Genomic DNA, 20,275 nt, shown 5'->3' with positions numbered 1-20,275 from the left:
TGTCCTTAACGGCCAGGGGTCCATTCTTTGGTGGTTAGCGCGGTCAAAACATGATCCCGCCACACGCCATCAATCAGTAAATACTCTTTGGCATAGCCTTCTTTTTCAAAACCAAGGCGAGCGAGCAGATCGCCGCTGCGCTGGTTATGCGGCATGTAGTTCGCCATGATGCGATGGATATGCTGGCTACGCTGCATATAGCGAATAGCCGTGGTCAGTGCTTCAAACATCATTCCCTGCCCTTGCCATTTCTCACCAAGTGAGTAGCCGAGATAGCAGGCATGAAATGAGCCCCGTACTACGTTGGAGAAGTTGGCAACGCCAAGGATCTCTTTCTCTTCTGGATCGAGCAGCGCAAAGTAATAAGCGCTACCGGTTTTATGCATTTCGCTAATCATGCCAAGCCGCGCTTGCCAGCCGGAAGGATAGCAATGGCTGTCATCACGAATGGGTTCCCAGGGTTTCAGGAACTGACGGTTTTCGGCGTAATAATCTGCCAGACGCCAGGCATCTCGCTCGTACACCAGACGCACCACCATGCGGTCCGTTGTTAAGCGTACTTTCGGCACGTTACTGCGGTAGCCAAACATGTTCACCCTACTCCTCACATCCCACGTATTTTTGAGCCCACGTAATTACTATACCTGCCCCTTGCGATGGAAGGAAAACAACAACATGCAGATTTCTCATCCGGTCATACTTTTTTCGATTAACGAGTTAAATCAAAGCGCCGGATTGATAAAAAAATATTGTCACCGTACGCCCTGTCAAAAACCCTGAGAGCAGTGGAGAATAGAGGTTTGTCACACTTTTAAGTTCCCTGGAGGGGAGATGTCACGGGTAGCGCAGGCCAGGAGCCTGGGTAAATACTTCTTATTGCTCGATAACATGTTAGTTGTATTAGGCTTCTTCGTGGTTTTCCCTCTTATTTCCATTCGCTTTGTCGACCAAATGGGTTGGGCGGCGTTAATGGTCGGCATTGCGCTGGGCCTGCGTCAGCTTACTCAGCAAGGGCTGGGTATTTTCGGTGGTGCTATCGCCGACCGGCTAGGTGCCAAACCGATGATTGTCACCGGAATGCTGCTGCGAGCCGTTGGTTTTGCGCTGATGGGCATCGCTCATGAACCCTGGGTTTTGTGGCTGTCGTGTTTTATTTCCGCTATCGGCGGCACGCTATTCGACCCACCGCGCGCAGCCCTTGTCGTCAAACTGGTGCGTCCACATCAACGAGGTCGTTTCTTCTCGATATTAATGATGCAAGACAGCGCTGGAGCAGTCATTGGGGCGCTGCTCGGCAGTTGGCTGCTGCAATACGATTTTCGTCTGGTGTGCGGTGCGGGCGCGGTGATGTTTGTGATTTGTGCGATGGTCAACGCCTGGCTGCTTCCAGCTTATAAACTCTCTACCATTCGCACGCCAATGCTTGAAGGCATGGGGCGCGTGCTGCGTGACAAACGTTTCATCACTTATGTGTTAACGCTGGCCGGATATTACATGCTGGCGGTGCAGGTGATGTTAATGCTGCCGATTATGGTGAACGAAATTGCCGGTACGCCTGCCGCCGTGAAGTGGATGTATGCCATTGAAGCGGCACTATCCTTAACTCTGCTATACCCGATTGCGCGCTGGAGCGAAAAACGCTTCCGTCTCGAGCAGCGCCTGATGGCGGGTTTATTCCTGATGTCACTCGCCATGTTACCGATGGGATTGGCTAACAACCTCCAACAACTGTTCACTCTGATTTGCGTGTTTTATGTTGGTTCAATCATTGCGGAACCTGCCCGTGAAACGCTGGGCGCATCACTTGCTGACTCCCGCGCTCGCGGCAGTTACATGGGCTTTAGCCGACTGGGTCTGGCGATTGGCGGCGCATTTGGTTACGCCGGTGGCGGTTGGTTATTTGATGCCGGGAAAAGCATCAACCAGCCGGAACTTCCGTGGCTGATGTTAGGGATTATAGGTTTCATCACGCTTATCGCATTATGGTGGCAATTTAGCCCGAAACCGATAGACCCCTCTATGCTTGAGCCCGGCAGCTAGTTTGCAGCCCCTGGTATTCTCCTCCATACTCAAAAATTGACGGATTTTTCCTGACGATTGATATGGAGGAGTAACGTGAAGCTTTATATTTACGATCACTGCCCTTTCTGCCTTAAAGCACGCATGATTTTTGGCTTAAAGAATATCCCCGTTGAGCTGGTCGTCTTGCTAAACGACGATGAAGTAACCCCGACGAAAATGATTGGCAGGAAAATGGCGCCAATCCTGCAAAAAGATGACAGTCGCTACCTGCCTGAAAGCATGGATATCGTGCACTACGTCGACAAACTTGATGGTGAACCACTTTTGACCGGCGCTGCTAATTCGGCCATCAGTGACTGGTTGCGTCACGTCAATAGCTATGTCCAACACCTGTTATTGCCGCGTATTGCGAAAGCGCCTTTTGATGAGTTTGCCACGCCTGCTGCCCGTGCTTACTTCACACAGAAAAAAGAGGCAATGATCGGTTCTTTTGCCGATCATCTGACGCATTCACCGGGTCTGACCAAAAAAATCAGCGACGACTTACGCAAGCTCGATAAACTTATCGTACAGCCCAATGCCGTCAACGGTGAGTTGTCCGATGACGATATCCACCTCTTCCCGCTGCTGCGTAACCTGACGCTGGTTGCCGGAATTGAGTGGCCGAGTCGTGTTGCGGCATACCGCGATAATATGGCCAAACAGACTCAAATTAACCTGCTGTCATCCCACGCTATTTAAAGATTGTTAATGGTTCTAAGGCGGGTAAGTTAACCCGCCTTTATCTCATGATTAAGAAACTCATTGTGTCTAATAAAAAATTAAGCCTTTTCCTGTAGCACGCCCGGCACTGGTACATCATGATGCTTTATGTCAGGATCTGTGACCGATGCAGCATGTTAAGGATATCCATGAAAAAAATAGTATTAGCCGCAGCCTTGATGCTCAGCGGATTAGTGGTGGGTTGTAACCAGCTAACGCAATACACCGTCAGCGAACAGGAAATCAACCAGGCGCTGCATAAACGGAATAATTTCTCTAAAGACATTGGCCTGCCAGGCGTTGCCGATGCCCATATTGTCTTAACTAATTTAGCCAGTGCGATTGGCCGAGAAGAACCAAACAAAATCACCCTGACTGGTGATGCCAAACTGGATATGACATCTTTGTTCGGCAATCAAAAAGCTAATATCAAACTTAAACTCAAAGCCCTGCCAACCTTTAATAAAGAGCAAGGTGCTATCTATTTGCAAGAAATGGAAGTGGTAGACGCAACCGTCGAGCCTGAGAAAATGCAGACGATCGTCCAGACACTGATTCCCTATCTCAATCAGTCGCTACGCAATTACTTCAACCAACAGCCAGCTTACGTGTTGAGTGAAGATAACAGTGCAGGCGAAAAACTGGCGAAGAAATATGCCAAAGGGATTGAGGTCAAGCCAGGCGAAATCATTATCCCGTTCACCGAGTAAGCCCTCAAACACAGGGGAGGCACATCCTCCCCAAGAAAATCTCAACGAAAATGGTGCAAAGCTAAACGTTTGCGCTTATCCTTTGTGCCCGGCATAAATCATCGTTATTTCCTTCCTACGCCGGAGCACTTTCATGACCGTATTACCTCAGGTATTAAAAATTCGCCGCCCAGACGACTGGCATGTTCACCTTCGTGATGGTGATATGCTAAAAACGGTTGTGCCTTATACCAGCGAAATTTATGGTCGCGCGATTGTGATGCCAAACCTGGCGCCGCCAGTGACAACGGTTGAAGCTGCCATTGCTTATCGCCAGCGTATTCTCGACGCCGTACCGCAAGGGCATAGTTTTGAGCCTTTAATGACCTGCTACCTGACTGACTCTCTGGACCCGAACGAAGTTGAACGTGGGTTTAACGAAGGTGTGTTTACTGCGGCAAAACTGTACCCGGCAAATGCGACAACTAACTCAAGCCATGGTGTCACCAGCACTGCTGCGATTTTGCCAGTACTTGAGCGCATGCAGAAAATCGGTATGCCGCTGCTGATTCACGGTGAAGTAACTCACGCTGACATTGATATTTTTGACCGTGAAGCACGCTTTATCGAAACTGTGATGGAACCGCTGCGTAAGCAACTGCCGGAACTAAAAGTGGTATTTGAACATATCACCACCAAAGACGCCGCACAGTATGTGAAGGAAGGCAATTCCCTGTTAGGTGCAACTATTACCCCGCAACACCTGATGTTTAACCGCAACCACATGCTGGTTGGCGGCGTGCGCCCTCATCTGTATTGCCTGCCTATTTTAAAACGCAGCGTGCATCAGGAAGCGTTACGCGCGCTGGTAGCAAGCGGATGCGACCGTGTGTTCCTGGGGACTGACTCCGCACCACACGCACGTCATCGTAAAGAAGCAAGTTGTGGTTGTGCTGGCTGCTTTAACGCCCCTTCTGCTTTGGGTGCTTACGCGACGGTATTTGAAGAGATGAATGCAATGCAGCACTTCGAAGCGTTCACATCCCTCAATGGCCCGCGTTTCTATGGTTTACCTGTTAACGAAGAGACTATCGAACTGGTTCGCACGCCGGTTGAAATGCCAGAAACCATCGAAACATCCGATGACAGCATCGTGCCATTCCTGGCCGGTGAGAAAGTAGCCTGGTCAGTTAAAGCATAATTTTTACCGCCCCCTGTTGCATTACTGGCAATATGACTGTATAAATATCCAGTATATTATATAGGGGGCTGTTATGCGTATTGAAGTCACTATTGCCAAAACTACATCTCTGCCACCAGGCGCTATTGATGCGCTTGCCAATGAACTTTCACGCCGTATTACTCAACACTATCCTGAAAACGTTAACCACGTTCAGGTACGTTATGCAGCTGCAAATAACCTGTCGGTTTTAGGGGCTACCAAAGAAGACCGCGATCGCATTAGCGAAATATTGCAAGAGACCTGGGAAAGCGCTGACGACTGGTTTGCTGCGGATTAAAAAACATAATGGGAATGGGCTGGCTTTAGATCAATTCGCCGTTCATTTCAGGTAAAAATTCCCTCGTTGTTATCTTTATACCGGGTGTCGCCATCCGGTTTTTTTAATTGTATGAAATTTACTCATTTAAATAATTTCCCTTCTTATACGTTACCCAGAATCATCTGATTCAATAAAGAATATCATGCCGGTTTATTGTGCAATTAAGCGCTTTATTGTAAAAAAAGTGTTGCAGGGTATTTATTTCTCCGTCGAATTAGCTTAATCATTGATATACTTAACTGGCTTCACATTAAACAAGCATTAAACCTCACGAACCGTTGTCTCAAACACACGTATAAAAGGGGTTATGATGGAAAAAAATAGTGATGTTATCCAGACCCATCCCCTTATCGGATGGGACATCAGCACCGTTGATAGCTACGATGCGCTGATGCTTCGCCTGCACTACCTGACCTCGAATACGCAAAAGCACGACGAAACTGAAATCGGTCAAACTTTATGGCTGACCACGGATGTTGCCCGGCAATTTATTTCTATTTTAGAAGCCGGGATTGCTAAGATTGAATCTAGTGATTACCAGGTAAACGATTATCGTAAGCATTGATTGTCGATGCTGCTCAAATAACGCAAGGCACCGTAGAGGTGCCTTTTTTATTATTCAGGTTTCGCTCAATTGCCAGTCGGTCGAGAATTAATTAACCTGCTATATACTTTTTGCCAGAGAGAAGAGAAAAGCATCATGCATTATGACCTTATCATCGTCGGTAGTGGTTCCGTTGGCGCAGCCGCCGGATGCTATGCCACTCACTCCGGCTTAAACGTGCTTATGATCGACAGCAACCACCCTCCCCACCAGCAAGGTAGCCATCATGGTGATACTCGCCTGATGCGCCACGCTTATGGCGAAGGGGAAAAATATGTCCCGCTGGTGTTACGCGCTCAGACTTTATGGGATGCGTTGCAGGAAATCAGCGGTGAGAAAGTCTTTCATCGCACTGGTGTGATTAACCTCGGCCCTGAGGATTCAGCATTTATATCAACGGTGCAAAGCAGTGCGCAAACCTGGTCACTACCGCTTGAAACGCTGACGGCTGAACAAGTGATGACACGCTGGCCGCAAATTACCGTTCCTGAAAACTATCTTGGCTTGTTTGAGCCAGATTCTGGTGTGCTGCGCAGCGAGTTGGCGGTGGAAACTTATATCCGTCTGGCAAACCAGGGTGGTTGCGCGCAGCTGTTTAATTGCCCGGTGACGGACATTCGCCATACCTCAGACGGTGTGGTAGTCGATACCCCAGAAGGCGAATTTACCGCCGATAAACTTTTGGTGAGCGCAGGAACCTGGGTCTCTAAATTATTACCCGAACTGCCCGTAACGCCATGGCGCAAAATCTTTAGCTGGCATCAGGCCGACGGGCGCTATAGCGAAAAAAATAACTTCCCAGCGTTTACCGCTCAATTGCCTGACGGGAGCCAGTACTACGGGTTCCCGGCTGGTGAAGATAACGAGCTGAAACTGGGCAAGCATGATGGCGGGCAGATGATAAGCGAGCCGCAACAGCGTAAACCGTTTGGCGCTATCGCCACCGACGGCAGCGAAGTGTTCAGCTTCTTGCGCCAGATAATGCCAGGTGTGGGGGTTTGTATGCATGGCGCGGCCTGCACTTACGATATGTCACCGGATGAAGATTTTATTATTGATACCCTGCCCGGTCATGACAACACGATGGTGATCACCGGCCTGAGCGGGCATGGTTTTAAATTCGCTTCGGTGCTGGGGGAAATTGCCTGTCAATTTGCACTGGGCAAAGAGTCGAGTTTCGATCTGACGCCGTTTTCGCTTTCACGATTTAGCTAGTATTGAATAATGTCGGATGACGCTTACGCTTATCCGACCTACTTAAGCGCAAGCGACATCCATTTTTTCACTCTGGGTCAGGAATGCCCAACGTGGTGTTCAACACGCCACGCGATTTATTGAAAATCTTATTGCCGTTTTCACGGCCAGCGCGGCGGCGGCGCTGTTCTTCAGGTGAGAGTGCCAGTTCTTCGCGGCAAATGTCGCTACAGCATCCGGCATATTTCTCAGCGCAGCTTGGGCACTGAATAAACAGCAAATGGCAGCCGTCATTTTTGCAGTTGGTGTGGCTGTCGCAGGAAGCGCCACACTGGTGGCAATGCGCAATCACATCATCCGAAATGCGCTCGCCCATACGCTCGTCAAAGACAAAGTTTTTGCCGACAAAGCGCACTGGGATCCCTTGCTCACGAGCACGACGGGCGTATTCAATAATCCCGCCTTCGATGTGGTAGACGTTCTTGAATCCGTTATGCATCATCCAGGCGCTGGCCTTTTCACAGCGGATCCCACCGGTGCAATACATGACGATTTTTTTGTCTTTGTCGTCCTGCAACATATCTACCGCTTTCGGCAACTGCTCACGAAACGTGTCTGCGGGGATTTCCATAGCGTCCTGGAAATGGCCCACTTCATATTCGTAATGGTTCCGCATGTCGATAAACACGGCATCCGGGTCGTCGAGCATCGCGTTAACGTCTGCGGCTTTCAGATAAGCACCGACATTGCTGGCATCAAACGACGGGTCATCAATCCCATCGGCAACAATACGGTCACGCACTTTCATGCGCAGCACCCAGAACGACTTTCCGTCGTCTTCAAGCGCGATATTCAGACGCACGCCATTGAGCGCGGCATGGAAACCGTAGAGTGTTTCGCGGAAGGCATCGACACGGCTTTGAGGAACGCTAATTTGCGCGTTGATCCCTTCATGGGCGAGATACACGCGACCAAAAACATTCAGCGCGGTAAAAGCCTGATAAAGCGCATCGCGCGTGGTTTGAGGTTCTTCAATATGGAAATATTTATAGAATGAGATTGTGGTGCGTGGCTCGGTTTCAGCCAACATACGCACGCGCAATTCATCATTCGATATGCGGTTGTGTAACACTGGCATGGTGTTCGCTCGGCTATCGTTGATAAGAAAAAACTGGGCAGCATCATAAAGCAATTATCGTTAATTTACATCCACGTATTTTGCGCTACATTTCAATTATTACTTCGCATTTAATTCAACAATTGCTGAAATATCAAACACTCTGCTGCCGTTAATTTTGGATGTTCCATGATTAATGTCACAATAGACCGACTCAAGAAGATCCGGCATTTGCCGTCACAATAGGTTTTACATGACGAACTTACCGCAATTCTCGCGCGCTTTGCTTCACCCCCGCTATTGGGGAATCTGGTTTGGTATTGGCCTGCTGTATCTCATTACCCTGCTCCCCTACCCCGTGATTTATCGAATTGGCTGCGGCCTCGGCCATTTAGCTATGCGGTTTATGAAACGCCGCGTCAGAATTACCCGCCGGAATATTGAACTCGCTTTCCCACACGTCACGCCCGAAAAGCGTGAATATTATCTGAAGAAAAATTTCGAGTCCGTGGGGATGGGGCTGATGGAAACCGGCATCGCCTGGTTCTGGCCAACATGGCGTATCCGGCGCTGGTGCGACGTTAGCGGCGTCGACCAGATTCATGCGGTACAAGAAGCCAAACGCGGCGTACTCCTGATTGGTATTCACTTCCTGACGCTTGAATTAGGTGCACGCATGTTCGGCATGAACACACCCGGCATTGGCGTTTACCGTCCGAATGACAATCCCCTGTTAGACTGGCTGCAAACCTGGGGTCGAATGCGCTCCAACAAAAGCATGATCGATCGTAAAGATCTCAAAGGGATGATCCGCGCGCTCAAACAGGGCGAGATCATCTGGTACGCGCCTGACCATGACTACGGCCCGCGCGGCAGCGTCTTTGTACCATTTTTTGGCGTTGATCAGGCGGCTACAACCACCGGCACCTATACGCTGGCACGCATGTCAGGTGCGGCGATTGTCCCGATGGTGCCACGCCGCAAACCTGACGGAAAAGGCTATGAGTTGATTATTCTACCTGCAGAGTTTTCACCACCATTAGAAACCCCGGAAGGCACAGCGCTGTGGATGAACAAAATCATCGAAGAATGCATCATGATGGCGCCTGAGCAATACATGTGGCTGCATCGCCGTTTTAAGACACGTCCAGAGGGTGTGCCGTCGCGTTACTGATTCGCTATTCGATTAAGTCATAGGGCGACGTAAAGTCGCCTTTAATCGTTCTAAAACTGCATTTCATAAACATTGCCACTCTCCATTCATCAGGCGCATAATTAGCAAGGTAATAATTCCCCCGCATATCTTCTCTGCACTAAACTGGAGCGTTATGACTCTCCCCGAGAGCAACATCAACTGGAAAAGAAATCTCACCGTCGCCTGGCTTGGGTGTTTTCTGACCGGCGTCGCATTCAGCCTGGTCATGCCTTTCCTGCCCTTGTACGTCGAAAGTCTTGGCGTGACGGGCCACAGCGCATTGAATATGTGGTCGGGCATCGTTTTCAGTATTACGTTCCTTTTCTCCGCGATAGCATCGCCTTTCTGGGGCGGGCTTGCCGACCGTAAAGGCCGCAAAATCATGCTGCTGCGTTCAGCGCTTGGCATGTCTATCGTGATGGTGTTGATGGGCTTTGCGAGCAATATCTGGCAATTTTTAGCGCTGCGCGCCCTGCTCGGTTTGCTGGGTGGATTTGTCCCCAATGCCAACGCGCTGATTGCGACTCAGGTTCCGCGCCATAAAAGCGGCTGGGCGCTCGGCACATTATCGACCGGAGGCGTGAGCGGTGCGCTGCTCGGCCCAATGATTGGCGGTTTTTTGGCGGATACTTACGGCCTGCGCCCGGTGTTTTTCATCACCGCCGCCGTGTTATTTACCTGCTTCGTTTTCACTCTTTTCTGCATCCGCGAGCAATTCACGCCGGTTAACAAGAAAGATATGCTGCACGCGCGTCAGGTTCTCATGTCGCTTAAAAACCCAAAACTAGTGCTGAGTCTGTTTGTCACCACCATGATTATCCAGGTGGCGACCGGTTCGATTGCACCAATTCTGACGCTTTATGTGCGCGAGCTGGCAGGGAATGTCAGTAACCTGGCGTTTATTAGCGGCATGATTGCTTCCGTTCCCGGTGTGGCCGCGTTGATAAGCGCACCGCGCCTCGGGAAGCTGGGTGACAGAATCGGGCCGGAGAGAATTTTAATCTGCGCGCTGGTGATTTCGGTTCTGCTACTTATCCCCATGTCGATGGTGCAAACGCCATGGCAGCTTGGCGTGTTACGTTTTCTGCTCGGTGCCGCCGACGGCGCGCTGTTACCCGCCGTACAAACGCTGCTTATCTACAACTCCAGCAACCAGATTGCCGGGCGTATCTTTAGCTACAACCAGTCTTTCCGCGATATTGGTAACGTCACCGGCCCGCTGGTCGGGGCCGCCGTTTCGGCCAACTACGGCTTCCGCACGGTATTTTTAGTCACCGCTTGCGTGGTGCTTTTCAACGCGCTTTACTCCTGGATTAGCTTGCGACGCCCTACTGAACGAGTGACGGCTCCCGATTAAGGAGCAGAGACAACTCGAAGTACGACGAGGATTAAATTTCATACTTGCAACTTTGCAAACAGCGTCAACAATTAACTTGAAATTGCACCGGAGCGCGTGCTCCCTGACCTGTAACAAAAGGAGATGAGTATGAGTCTGTACGCGACGCTGGAAGAGGCCATTGATGCCGCACGCGAGCTTTTCCTTGTAGACAACCCTGAACTTGATGAAGAGAGTGCCAGTGTTCAGCAACTGAACATTCAGAAGTACATTCTTCAGGATGGCGACATCATGTGGCAGGCTGAATTCTTTGCCGATGATAGTGAAGATGGCGAATGTTTCCCGATGCTGAGCGGTGAAGCGGCACAAAGCGTGTTTGATGGTGACTTTGATGAAATCGAGTTACGTCAGGAATGGATTGAAGAAAACACGCTGCATGAATGGGACGAAGGTGAATTTCAACTTGAGCCGCCGTTAGATACCGAGGAAGGGCAAACTGCGGCTGATGAATGGGATGAGCGGTAACGCTTATTCGTACGGGCCGTGGCTGGCATCAATCGGCAGCAACAGGGTGTCGAAGACCAGCGAAAACGGTAAGTCTAATACCGTGATATAGCGCCATGCACTATCACGCACGTCCCACTGCACGCCGGGGTAATACTGATTACCATGTCCCTGCCCCGGTACTGCACGGCTGATAATGCTGCCACAGCCGCTGAGCAAGCACGCAACCGTTATCACAACCATCATTCTTAACATGCTTTTACTCCAAAAAAATACCGGCCCGAAGGCCGGCATTGTGAGCGCGTTTGCCGGGTTACTTAGTCGGCAACGCCTCAGGGTTAAGCTCAACCGTTTTGTAGCTATCCACCCACGAAGAGTAACGCTGCGGGTTGGACCACACACGATAATGCAGACGGGACATAGTCACCGGGTCGCTTAAAAGCACCAGACGACGATCGCGGTTCAGCTTATCAGGCGTTTCGTTCAGCGCCTGTTCAACGTGACGATCGCGGGCGATTTCCAGCACCTGGCTGGCACGGTGACGTGCAGTTGCCATTGCGGTTGCCAGGGCATTAAACGACGGGTTAAACACCGCGTGCATAAAGCCATCGTCCAGCGTGCGGCTGCGGTTCAGCTTCAGGTAGTTGTCGGTATCGACCAGCACCTGCGGAGGAGAATACTCTTCCGGGATCAGGAACAGCTTCCAGCGCTTGGTGCGTAAACCGAGGGTCGCGCGGCTCGACAGCACCGAAACAAACGGCGACAGGATCAGCGAGAACACGATTGGCGCAAGCCAGAACAGGAAGCGTAAATCCAGCCACGCCATGCCAACAGCCCACACCAGACCCAGCAGAAGCTGAGAACCGTGGCGCATAAACGCTTCGCCCCAAGGGGTTGAATCGTCATCACGCTGTGGTGAATTCCAGACCACTTCCCAACCGAGGAACGCGCTCACCACAAACACTGTGTGGAACAGCATACGTACCGGTGCCAGCAGCACGGAGAACAGCACTTCCAGCAACAGAGAAGCCGTTACGCGGAAGAATCCACCGAACTCTTTCGAGCCTTTGCACCAAATCAGAATGATGCTCAGCAGCTTCGGCAGGAACAGCAACACCATGGTGGACGCGAACAACGCAATCGCAAGCTCCGGACGCCACTGCGGCCACACCGGGAACAACTGGCGCGGTTGCAGGAAGTATTGCGGTTCTGTCAGCGCATGCACCACCTGCAAGGCAGTTGATAATGCGAGGAACATAAACCACAACGGCGCAGACAGGTAAGACATAACGCCCGTCAGGAACACCGCACGGTGAACCGGGTGCATGCCTTTTACCAGGAACAGACGGAAGTTCATCAAGTTACCGTGGCACCAGCGGCGGTCACGCTTGAGCTCATCCAGCAAGTTCGGCGGCAGCTCTTCATAAGAACCCGGCAAGTCATAGGCAATCCACACGCCCCAACCCGCACGACGCATCAGCGCTGCTTCTACGAAGTCGTGAGAGAGGATGGAACCGGCGAATGAACCTTCACCTGGCAGCGGTGCTAAAGCACAGTGCTCAATGAACGGCTTAACGCGGATAATCGCATTGTGACCCCAGTAGTGGGACTCACCCAACTGCCAGAAGTGCAAACCCGCCGTAAACAGCGGCCCGTATACACGTGTCGCAAACTGCTGGCAACGCGCATACAGAGTGTCCATGCCCGACGCTTTTGGTGAAGACTGAATGATGCCCGCATTCGGGTTAGCATTCATCAGGCGCACAAGGTTAGTCAGACAGTCACCGCTCATTACTGAGTCGGCATCCAGCACCACCATGTAGCTGTACTGATTACCCCAACGACGACAGAAGTCATCGATGTTGCCGCTTTTACGCTTCACACGACGACGGCGACGACGGTAGAAAATCTGCCCTTCGCCCTGCACTTCGTTGATCAACTCCATCCACGCTTTCTGCTCGGCAACACAGATATCCGGGTTGTAGCTGTCGCTTAAGATGTAAACGTCGAAGTGCTGCTGTTGGCCAGTTGCTTTTACCGATTCCCACGTCGCGCGCAGGCCCGCAAATACGCGGTCTACGTCTTCGTTACAGATAGGCATAATCAGCGCGGTGCGGTTCGCCGGGTCAATCGGTTCATCGCCCACCGTTGAAGCAGAGATACTGTATTTATCTTTGCCCATCAGCAGTTGCAGGAAGCCCATCAGCGCGGTCCAGAAACCCGCCGACACCCAACAGAACAGGATAGCGAACAGGATCAGGATGCCCGTTTGCAGCACATACGGCAGCAGCTGCATGAAGGAAACCCATAAATCCTGGCCAATCATGTCTGACGGATTGATCAGCGCCCAGCCCTGGTAAGGAAGAATGGTCTTCATATACCAGGTTGCTACGACAGTCTGAGCAATAGTCAGCACCAGCAGAATGTAACGTCGGATAGTCCCGACGGTACGCCATTTCTGCTCAGCTTCAGCCTCTTCCTTCGACATATAGCGAGGGTTAACTTCACGCCCGCGTAAACGATCCCAGAAACGACCAATCGGGTTGGTGCGCCACGGATCGGGGAACATAGAAGAACGCGTTGCTTTAGGCATTGCCTGCAGCTGGGTGCGCCCCTCTTCGTCCTCAATCAGTTGGTCACCGCCCAACGATCCAGGCCAGCTTGCTTCAAGCCGGGCCTTTACCGAGGCTAAAGGGGAATCATCGGCTCTGTCATAGTGGTGCCCTTGCGCATCAAGCGCTTCATGCACCGCTTGCAGATCTGATGCAGGAAGAGCCGCCTTCTGCTGCGCAGAAAGCGGAAGAACATCAATATAATCAGACGCAGTATCAGTAATCTTATTCATTGGCAGGTAGCTGGTAGCTCCAGGTTTCACTCAACGTTTGATCACCATTGACCAGCGCTGCACGCATTTCAGTCGGTTTCTTCTCATCTTTGACTTTCACACGTACAGTCAAACGCCAGCCTTTAGTGACCGGGTTGTAACGTACCTGGCTGTCAACGATTTCACCGTTGTCACCAATGCTGGTTTGCGCGGTAACCGGCGTATCTTGCGGCAGTTTTTTCATGTCCGCGCCGACATAATCCACGACAAACGCAATAGTGCCGTCTGGCTGGCGAATCAGATTCGACTGCTTCACATCACCGGTTGAGCGGCGAGTCTGCGCAACGTATGCGTTATCAGGCGCATGCATTTTGTCTTCATCACGGCTGAAGGTAATGGTGTACTTGAAGTTCATCTCTTTGCCGGGTTCCGGGAGCTGATCCGGAGTCCAGTAAGCAACGATGTTGTCGTTAGTTTCGTCGTTGGTTGGAATTTCAACCAGCTCAACGCGACCTTTACCCCAATCACCTTGCGGCGCAACCCATGCACTTGGGCGCTGATCGTAACGATCGTCTAAATCCTCGAAACGAGAGAACTGGCGGCCGCGTTGCAGCAAACCGAAGCCAACTGGATTCTCGGTTGCAAACGAGCTCACCGCCAGATGTTTCGGGTTATTCAACGGACGCCAAATCCATTCACCGTTACCGGCATGGATAGACAGACCGTTGGAGTCATGCAATTCCGGACGGAAGTTGGTGCTTGGCGACGGCTGATTTGGCCCAAACAGGAACATACTGGTCAGCGGTGCAACACCCAGTTTGCCGACTTTATCGCGCAGATAAACCTTCGACTGCACGTTAACCACAGTGTCGCGACCAGGAGTAATCACAAAGCGATACGCACCGGTTGCACGTGGGGAATCGAGCAACGCATAAAGAGTCAGCGTTTTCTCGCCAGCTTTCGGGCGTTCAATCCAGTATTCACGGAAACGTGGGAACTCTTCGCCAGATGGCAAAGCAGTATCAATAGCCAAACCACGAGCAGACAGGCCATAAACCTGACCTGAGCCAATCACACGAAAGTAACTCGCCCCGAGCATGCTGACAATTTCGTCGTTCTTATCTTTGCTGTTGATCGGATAGAGCACTTTGAACCCGGCAAAGCCGAGATCTTTCACGGTGTCTTTATCGTGTTTTACATCACCGAAATTAAAGTAATCCGGGTTGTATTTGATCTTATGAACCGCAGTTGCTGTCACTTCATTGATAGCAACCGGGGTGTCGAAATACATACCCTGGTGATAAAATTCAAGCTTAAATGGGGTCTTTAACTTGCTCCAGTAGGCTTTGTCGTGATTGAACTGGATCTGCTGGTAGTCCGCATATTTCATGTCACGGAACTGCGATGGCAGATTAGTTTTAGGTGCTTCGTAGCTTTTGCCCGCTAATGTTTTCGCTTGTTTTGCGACATCATCGATATTGAAGGCCCAAACTGAGGTGGTATAAAGTGACAGCATGACTGCAGCACCGAGCCCACACACTTTCATCATTTTTAGTTTATGTTTCATATTAACCAGCACATCCCCCTTTGTGTGCTTAAATCAATCCAATCCATTTTAATGGAAACTTCTGCTTTCCGACAACCAATTACCCGCATTGTTCAGCGCACCGGCTCAGCCTTTAAGCAAAAAAAGACAACTGCTTACGCTTTCAGCATCCATCCTGGAGACAGGATGTCATGGTTAGTGTAGGGTTGCCACGGAATTGATACCGTTCGGGACTTTAAGCCTATTGGGATATGTTCTTAAGGATAAGGCGATTCGTCCGATAATGTTTGGAGTATTATGAGTAAAGCACCACAACAACGCGAGTTTTTCCTGGATTCTATCCGGGCCTGGTTAATGCTTTTAGGCATCCCGTTTCATATCTCGCTCATCTATTCAAGCCATACCTGGCATGTCAACAGCACTGAAGCATCGTGGGGTTTAACCCTGTTTAATGATTTTATTCATGCCTTCCGCATGCAGGTATTCTTTGTTATTTCAGGATATTTTTCTTACATGCTGTTTCTGCGCTACCCGCTAAAACGCTGGTGGAAAGTACGCGTGGAGCGCGTCGGCATCCCTATGTTGACGGCCATTCCATTGCTAACCTTGCCGCAATTTTTAATGTTGCAACACGTTAATGACAAAGCAAAAAACTGGCCAGGACTGACGCCATACGAAAAATACAACACACTGGTGTGGGAGCTAGTTTCTCACCTCTGGTTCTTATTAGTCATGGTGGTGCTGACGACTATTTGTTTATTTTTGTTTCAACAAATGAAAGCACGTATTACTGAAAAGTCAGAAAACATCCCATCTTCTATTACTTTAGGAAAGCTCTCAATCGCCTTCCTGGGGTTCGGTATTCTATACGGTGTTATTCGCCGTACTATTTTTATTATTTACTCACCGATATTAAGTGATGGATTATTTAACTTCGTAGTGATGCAAACGCTGTTTTATCTACCATTCTTCATGCTCGGAGCTCTGGTGTTTGTACGCCCACAGTTAAAAGCGCTATTTACCACACCGTCCCCATGGTGTGCGGTGGGAGCGGCACTGGCATTTTGCGCCTATCTGCTTAACCAACGTTACGGTAGCGGTGACGCCTGGATGTATGAAACCGAGAGCGTGATCACCACGGTGATGGGTTTGTGGATGGTCAACGTGGTGTTCTCGCTGGGCCATAAGCTGCTGAACTTCCAGTCAAAACGTGTGACCTATTTCGTGAATGCGTCGCTGTTTATTTACCTGGTGCACCATCCGTTGACGCTGTTCTTTGGCGCGTACATCACGCCGCATATTGCGTCTAACGCGCTGGGCTTTATCACCGGATTAATTTTCGTGATTGGTATCGCGGTGATTCTGTATGAAATCCACCTGCGCATTCCGTTGCTGCGTTTCCTGTTCTCCGGCAAGCCGCAGAATGTAGCGGTTAAAGTAACCACTCAATAGGCAGTCGATAAACTAACCTCACCAACACCCGCTGCCAAAAGCGGGTGTGCGGTTCTTTCTTCCAGACAATCTCTTTGCCTTCACTGTGTTCCACCCAATTCACTCGCCCCCACTTATCCAGACGCAGCGCCCAGGCATTCTCTTTCTGGCTTTGGGTAAAACGCTGGTGAATATCTTGCGCCAGCGCTTCGCTCTCAATGACAAATCCCATTTCGGTATTCAACATCGCCGAGCGCGGGTCAAAATTAAATGAGCCGATAAACACCTTTTGTTTATCCACACTAAACGTTTTGGCATGCAGGCTGGAACCTGAATTCCCTGTTAAGCCACGATCATGTGGTCTGCGTAGGCCATCCTGCTCAGGCTTTAACTCATAAAGCTCGACTCCGTGGCGCATCAGTTTTTTGCGCCAACGCGCGTAACCAGCATGAACGACCGCCACATCGTTTGCGGCCAGTGAGTTAGTCAGGATGGCTATTTTTACCCCTTTACGCACAAGCCCTAAGATTTGTGCGATGCCCGCGCGAGTGGGCACAAAATAGGCTGAAATAATATCTATCTCACGCTCCGGCATACCAATCACATTCATCAGGCGTTGCGGCAGTAACGTGTGATTGCGCGCTCTGCCCTGCCCCTTACGCGGGTCATCGCTGAGTAAGCGTGTTTTCGCCCAGTACATATTCAGCGTGCGGGCGACCAGATCGGTAGCAAACTGGCTGGTTGTCAGGCGGTCAAGATAGCGGCGAGCCTTCGGGTCATCGCGCCAGTCATCTGGCAATTGCACCCGCTGCTGCAAGGCATCGGTATCGACATCCAGCACCTTTTCCAGTGTCGAGACACACTGGCTATTCCAGTAGCGCTCAAAATCCTGGCTGACATCCTCGACAACCGGGCCTACGGCCAGCACATCTAAGTCTGAAAACAGCGGTTGTTTACCCACACCAAAGTACTCATCCCCCACATTTCGCCCGCCAATAATCGTAGTTTCACCATCAACAGTGAATGATTTGTTGTGCATACGACGGTTAAGCCTGGCAAAGTCGGTCAGATAGCCGATGGCGCGAAACAGGCGAAATGAAAAAGGATTAAACAGGCGAACTTCAATCTGCGGATGGGAATTGAGCAACTCTAAAATATCATCAAGGCCGTTGGTGTTGTTATCGTCAAGCAACAGGCGAACTTTCACTCCACGGTCAGCCGCCGCCAGCAACGCGCTGAACAGCAAGCGCCCGGACATATCGTCCTGCCAGATGTAATACTGCACATCGAGGGTTTTCTCGGCCATCCCGCACAGCAGATAGCGCGCAGCAAAAGCGTCGAGGCTATCCGACAAAGGGTGAATCCCGCTAAACCCAGGATGTTCGGCAAGCGATGGAGTAATCGCCCTTCCAAGACGTGTGGCGTGATGATTTTTCAAATTAGAGTTGAGCAAGAAGTTGTTGATAGATGAGGGTATTTTCGTCATCAAAGCAGACAAAAACGACCTCTTCAGGTAATGGACGTATGCCTATGTAGCGGTAAACGGTATCAACGGCGATTTTCGCGGCCTCCTCTTTCGGATAACCATAAGCACCCGTGCTAATTGCCGGGAAGGCAATGGTGCGATAACCGTTGGCGGCGGCTAAGTCCAGGCAGTTACGATAGGTTTGTTCGAGCAACTCGGCCTCGTGTTTTTCGCCACCGTGCCACACCGGGCCAACGGCATGAATCACCGCCTTAACCGGAATATTCCCCGCTTCGGTAATCACCGCGTGGCCCGGCGCACATTCGCCCTGTTGGCGAACAATCACTTTGCAGGCTTCCAGTAAAACAGGCCCCGCCGCACGATGAATCGCACCATCAACACCACCGCCCCCCATCAGGGATGAATTCGCCGCGTTAACAATAACGTCAACCTCGACGCGGGTGATATCACCTTGTATCACCGACATTCTTTCGCTCATTGGGAAATCTCCAGTTAGTCTTTGAGAGTAGTCTAAACTTACCGAATAGTCGGCGTATATCCCTTACTTAGGATTTGTTGACATTGCCCCACCCCAGCTTTTTTCTCGTTTACTACAAGACCCAGCAAAGCTAATGCGTTTATTAACGCATTTCAGTGGCAACTTCGTTTCAGGAGAGGTTCTATGGCTAGTGAAGCGCAAAAAGTCGGGCTGGTCCCGGTGATGTTAATGGTTGCGGGTAACATAATGGGTTCCGGGGTTTTCCTGCTCCCGGCGAACCTTGCAGCAACGGGCGGGATTGCCATTTTTGGCTGGATGGTGACGATTATCGGTGCGCTGTCGCTATCCATGGTATACGCCAAAATGTCATCTCTCGATGACAGTCCCGGCGGCTCATACGCATACGCCCGGCGGGCATTCGGCCCGTTCCTGGGTTATCAAACCAATCTGCTTTACTGGCTGGCCTGCTGGATAGGTAACGTCGCCATGGTGGTGATTGGCGTCGGTTATCTGAGTTATTTCTTCCCGATGCTAAACCAACCGTGGCCGCTCACCGTTACCTGTATTGCCATTTTGTGGTTGTTTGTCGGGCTCAATATTGTTGGCCCGAAAATGATCACCCGCGTGCAGGCGGTCGCCACTATTCTGGCACTGATTCCGATAGTCGCCGTCGCCGTCTTAGGCTGGTTCTGGTTTAAAAGCGACACCTACATGGAAGCCTGGAACGTCAGCGGTAAAGGCACTTTTGGTGCGATTCAGAGTACCTTGAGCGTCACGCTGTGGTCGTTTATCGGCGTGGAAAGTGCGTCTGTAGCAGCAGCGGTGGTTAAAAATCCCAAACGCAACGTGCCCATCGCCACCATTGGCGGGGTATTGATTGCCGCAGTTTGTTACGTGCTTTCCAGCACTGCCATTATGGGAATGATCCCTAACGCCGAGCTGAGACTTTCTGCGTCGCCATTTGGCGATGCCGCACGCATGGCGATGGGGCCCACTGCCGGGGCAATTGTTTCGTTCTGTGCCGCAGCCGGGTGTTTAGGAAGCCTTGGCGGCTGGACGCTACTCGCCGGGCAAACGGCGAAAGCCGCCGCCGACGATGGTCTGTTCCCGCCTATTTTTGCCAAAGTGAATAAAGATCAGACTCCGGTTGCGGGTTTGCTGATTGTTGGCGTCCTGATGACCATCTTCCAACTTGCCAGTATCTCGCCCGACGCCACCTCACAATTCGCGGTGGTTTCATCTGTATCGGTCATCTTTACGCTGGTGCCGTATATCTACACCTGCGCGGCTTTAATGCTGGTCGGTCAGGGGCATTTGGGCAACCAACGTCTGCCGTTCCTGTTCATCACGCTGATTGCTTTCATTTACTGTATTTGGGCCGTCGTTGGCACAGGCGCGACCGAAGTGATGTGGTCGTTTGTCGCCATCATGGTGATTACTGCGATGTACACCGTTAACTACAACCGTCGTCATAAAAACCCCTACCCGCTGGATAAACCTGTGGTTAACGACTAACTGGAGATCG

At 50.9% G+C, this 20,275-nt stretch carries 19 protein-coding genes; 12 read left to right on the top strand and 7 right to left on the bottom strand.

What is annotated here, in order from left to right; translation table 11 throughout:
• Positions 1-5: 5 nt before the first annotated feature.
• Positions 6-590 (bottom strand): ribosomal protein S5-alanine N-acetyltransferase, encoded by a 585-nt coding sequence (rimJ, locus tag LVQ76_RS10560; protein ID WP_034456200.1) that lies wholly within the window; start codon positions 588-590, stop codon positions 6-8.
• A 241-nt stretch (positions 591-831) separates the two neighbouring features.
• Here rimJ and mdtH point away from each other — a divergent pair, with 241 nt between their 5' ends.
• The 7 genes from mdtH to solA all read left to right on the top strand — a co-directional run bounded on the left by mdtH (position 832) and on the right by solA (position 6,854).
• On the top strand, positions 832-2,040 hold the full coding sequence (mdtH, locus tag LVQ76_RS10555) for a multidrug efflux MFS transporter MdtH (protein ID WP_232865548.1): 1,209 nt from the start codon (positions 832-834) through the stop codon (positions 2,038-2,040).
• A gap of 75 nt (positions 2,041-2,115) precedes the next feature.
• Positions 2,116-2,763 carry a glutaredoxin 2 gene (grxB, locus tag LVQ76_RS10550; protein WP_232921593.1) on the top strand — a complete coding sequence of 216 codons (648 nt, stop codon included), beginning with the start codon at positions 2,116-2,118 and terminating at the stop codon, positions 2,761-2,763.
• Positions 2,764-2,933: 170 nt separating this feature from the next.
• Positions 2,934-3,494, top strand: a complete 561-nt coding sequence (locus LVQ76_RS10545) for a lipoprotein (protein WP_151992611.1) — start codon at positions 2,934-2,936, stop codon at positions 3,492-3,494.
• A gap of 133 nt (positions 3,495-3,627) precedes the next feature.
• Complete coding sequence (pyrC, locus tag LVQ76_RS10540) at positions 3,628-4,674, top strand: dihydroorotase (protein ID WP_232865551.1); 1,047 nt, start codon at positions 3,628-3,630, stop codon at positions 4,672-4,674.
• Between the two features lie 73 nt (positions 4,675-4,747).
• A complete protein-coding gene (dinI, locus tag LVQ76_RS10535) occupies positions 4,748-4,993 on the top strand; it encodes a DNA damage-inducible protein I (protein WP_064517858.1) in 246 nt (81 codons plus the stop codon).
• 352 nt (positions 4,994-5,345) lie between these two features.
• A complete protein-coding gene (bssS, locus tag LVQ76_RS10530) occupies positions 5,346-5,600 on the top strand; it encodes a biofilm formation regulator BssS (RefSeq protein WP_034456211.1) in 255 nt (84 codons plus the stop codon).
• 135 nt (positions 5,601-5,735) lie between these two features.
• Positions 5,736-6,854 carry an N-methyl-L-tryptophan oxidase gene (solA, locus tag LVQ76_RS10525; RefSeq protein WP_232865552.1) on the top strand — a complete coding sequence of 373 codons (1,119 nt, stop codon included), beginning with the start codon at positions 5,736-5,738 and terminating at the stop codon, positions 6,852-6,854.
• A 67-nt stretch (positions 6,855-6,921) separates the two neighbouring features.
• Here the strand turns inward: solA and trhO are convergent, their stop codons facing one another.
• The gene (gene trhO, locus LVQ76_RS10520; RefSeq protein ID WP_232903875.1) at positions 6,922-7,971 is read right to left on the bottom strand and encodes an oxygen-dependent tRNA uridine(34) hydroxylase TrhO; all 1,050 of its coding nucleotides are present in this window, start codon (positions 7,969-7,971) and stop codon (positions 6,922-6,924) included.
• Between the two features lie 232 nt (positions 7,972-8,203).
• On the opposite strand from trhO, the gene LVQ76_RS10515 reads away from it, so the two are divergent.
• The 3 genes from LVQ76_RS10515 to LVQ76_RS10505 all read left to right on the top strand — a co-directional run bounded on the left by LVQ76_RS10515 (position 8,204) and on the right by LVQ76_RS10505 (position 11,006).
• Positions 8,204-9,124, top strand: a complete 921-nt coding sequence (locus LVQ76_RS10515) for a Kdo(2)-lipid IV(A) acyltransferase (protein ID WP_232865554.1) — start codon at positions 8,204-8,206, stop codon at positions 9,122-9,124.
• Between the two features lie 154 nt (positions 9,125-9,278).
• Entirely contained in the window at positions 9,279-10,502 is a 1,224-nt protein-coding gene (gene mdtG, locus LVQ76_RS10510; RefSeq protein ID WP_232865555.1) for a multidrug efflux MFS transporter MdtG, read from the top strand.
• A 129-nt stretch (positions 10,503-10,631) separates the two neighbouring features.
• Positions 10,632-11,006 (top strand): MysB family protein, encoded by a 375-nt coding sequence (locus LVQ76_RS10505; RefSeq protein ID WP_120066517.1) that lies wholly within the window; start codon positions 10,632-10,634, stop codon positions 11,004-11,006.
• A 3-nt stretch (positions 11,007-11,009) separates the two neighbouring features.
• Here LVQ76_RS10505 and LVQ76_RS10500 read toward each other — a convergent pair whose 3' ends face one another.
• The 3 genes from LVQ76_RS10500 to mdoG all read right to left on the bottom strand — a co-directional run bounded on the left by LVQ76_RS10500 (position 11,010) and on the right by mdoG (position 15,358).
• Positions 11,010-11,231 (bottom strand): YceK/YidQ family lipoprotein, encoded by a 222-nt coding sequence (locus LVQ76_RS10500; RefSeq protein ID WP_370639859.1) that lies wholly within the window; start codon positions 11,229-11,231, stop codon positions 11,010-11,012.
• 67 nt (positions 11,232-11,298) lie between these two features.
• Positions 11,299-13,830, bottom strand: a complete 2,532-nt coding sequence (mdoH, locus tag LVQ76_RS10495) for a glucans biosynthesis glucosyltransferase MdoH (protein WP_232921592.1) — start codon at positions 13,828-13,830, stop codon at positions 11,299-11,301.
• A complete protein-coding gene (mdoG, locus tag LVQ76_RS10490; protein ID WP_151992924.1) occupies positions 13,823-15,358 on the bottom strand; it encodes a glucans biosynthesis protein MdoG in 1,536 nt (511 codons plus the stop codon). The genes mdoH and mdoG overlap by 8 nt, the downstream gene beginning before the upstream one ends.
• Before the next feature lie 294 nt (positions 15,359-15,652).
• Here mdoG and mdoC point away from each other — a divergent pair, with 294 nt between their 5' ends.
• Positions 15,653-16,807 carry a glucans biosynthesis protein MdoC gene (gene mdoC, locus LVQ76_RS10485; RefSeq protein ID WP_232903876.1) on the top strand — a complete coding sequence of 385 codons (1,155 nt, stop codon included), beginning with the start codon at positions 15,653-15,655 and terminating at the stop codon, positions 16,805-16,807.
• On the opposite strand, the gene LVQ76_RS10480 is transcribed toward mdoC, so the two are convergent.
• Positions 16,788-18,275, bottom strand: a complete 1,488-nt coding sequence (locus LVQ76_RS10480) for a phospholipase D family protein (RefSeq protein WP_232865584.1) — start codon at positions 18,273-18,275, stop codon at positions 16,788-16,790. The two genes, mdoC and LVQ76_RS10480, sit on opposite strands and share 20 nt — an antisense overlap.
• The gene (gene ymdB, locus LVQ76_RS10475) at positions 18,226-18,750 is read right to left on the bottom strand and encodes an O-acetyl-ADP-ribose deacetylase (protein ID WP_232865558.1); all 525 of its coding nucleotides are present in this window, start codon (positions 18,748-18,750) and stop codon (positions 18,226-18,228) included. The genes LVQ76_RS10480 and ymdB overlap by 50 nt, the downstream gene beginning before the upstream one ends.
• A gap of 183 nt (positions 18,751-18,933) precedes the next feature.
• Between ymdB and adiC the strand changes: the two genes are divergently transcribed.
• Positions 18,934-20,265, top strand: a complete 1,332-nt coding sequence (gene adiC, locus LVQ76_RS10470; RefSeq protein ID WP_064517817.1) for an arginine/agmatine antiporter — start codon at positions 18,934-18,936, stop codon at positions 20,263-20,265.
• Positions 20,266-20,275: the final 10 nt, after the last annotated feature.

It is taken from the genome of Buttiauxella cochleicola, assembly GCF_021283185.1.
Taxonomy (GTDB): domain Bacteria; phylum Pseudomonadota; class Gammaproteobacteria; order Enterobacterales; family Enterobacteriaceae; genus Buttiauxella; species Buttiauxella massiliensis.
Note: the sequence above shows the minus strand (reverse complement) of the source record. Positions and strands in the feature narration are given on the sequence as shown.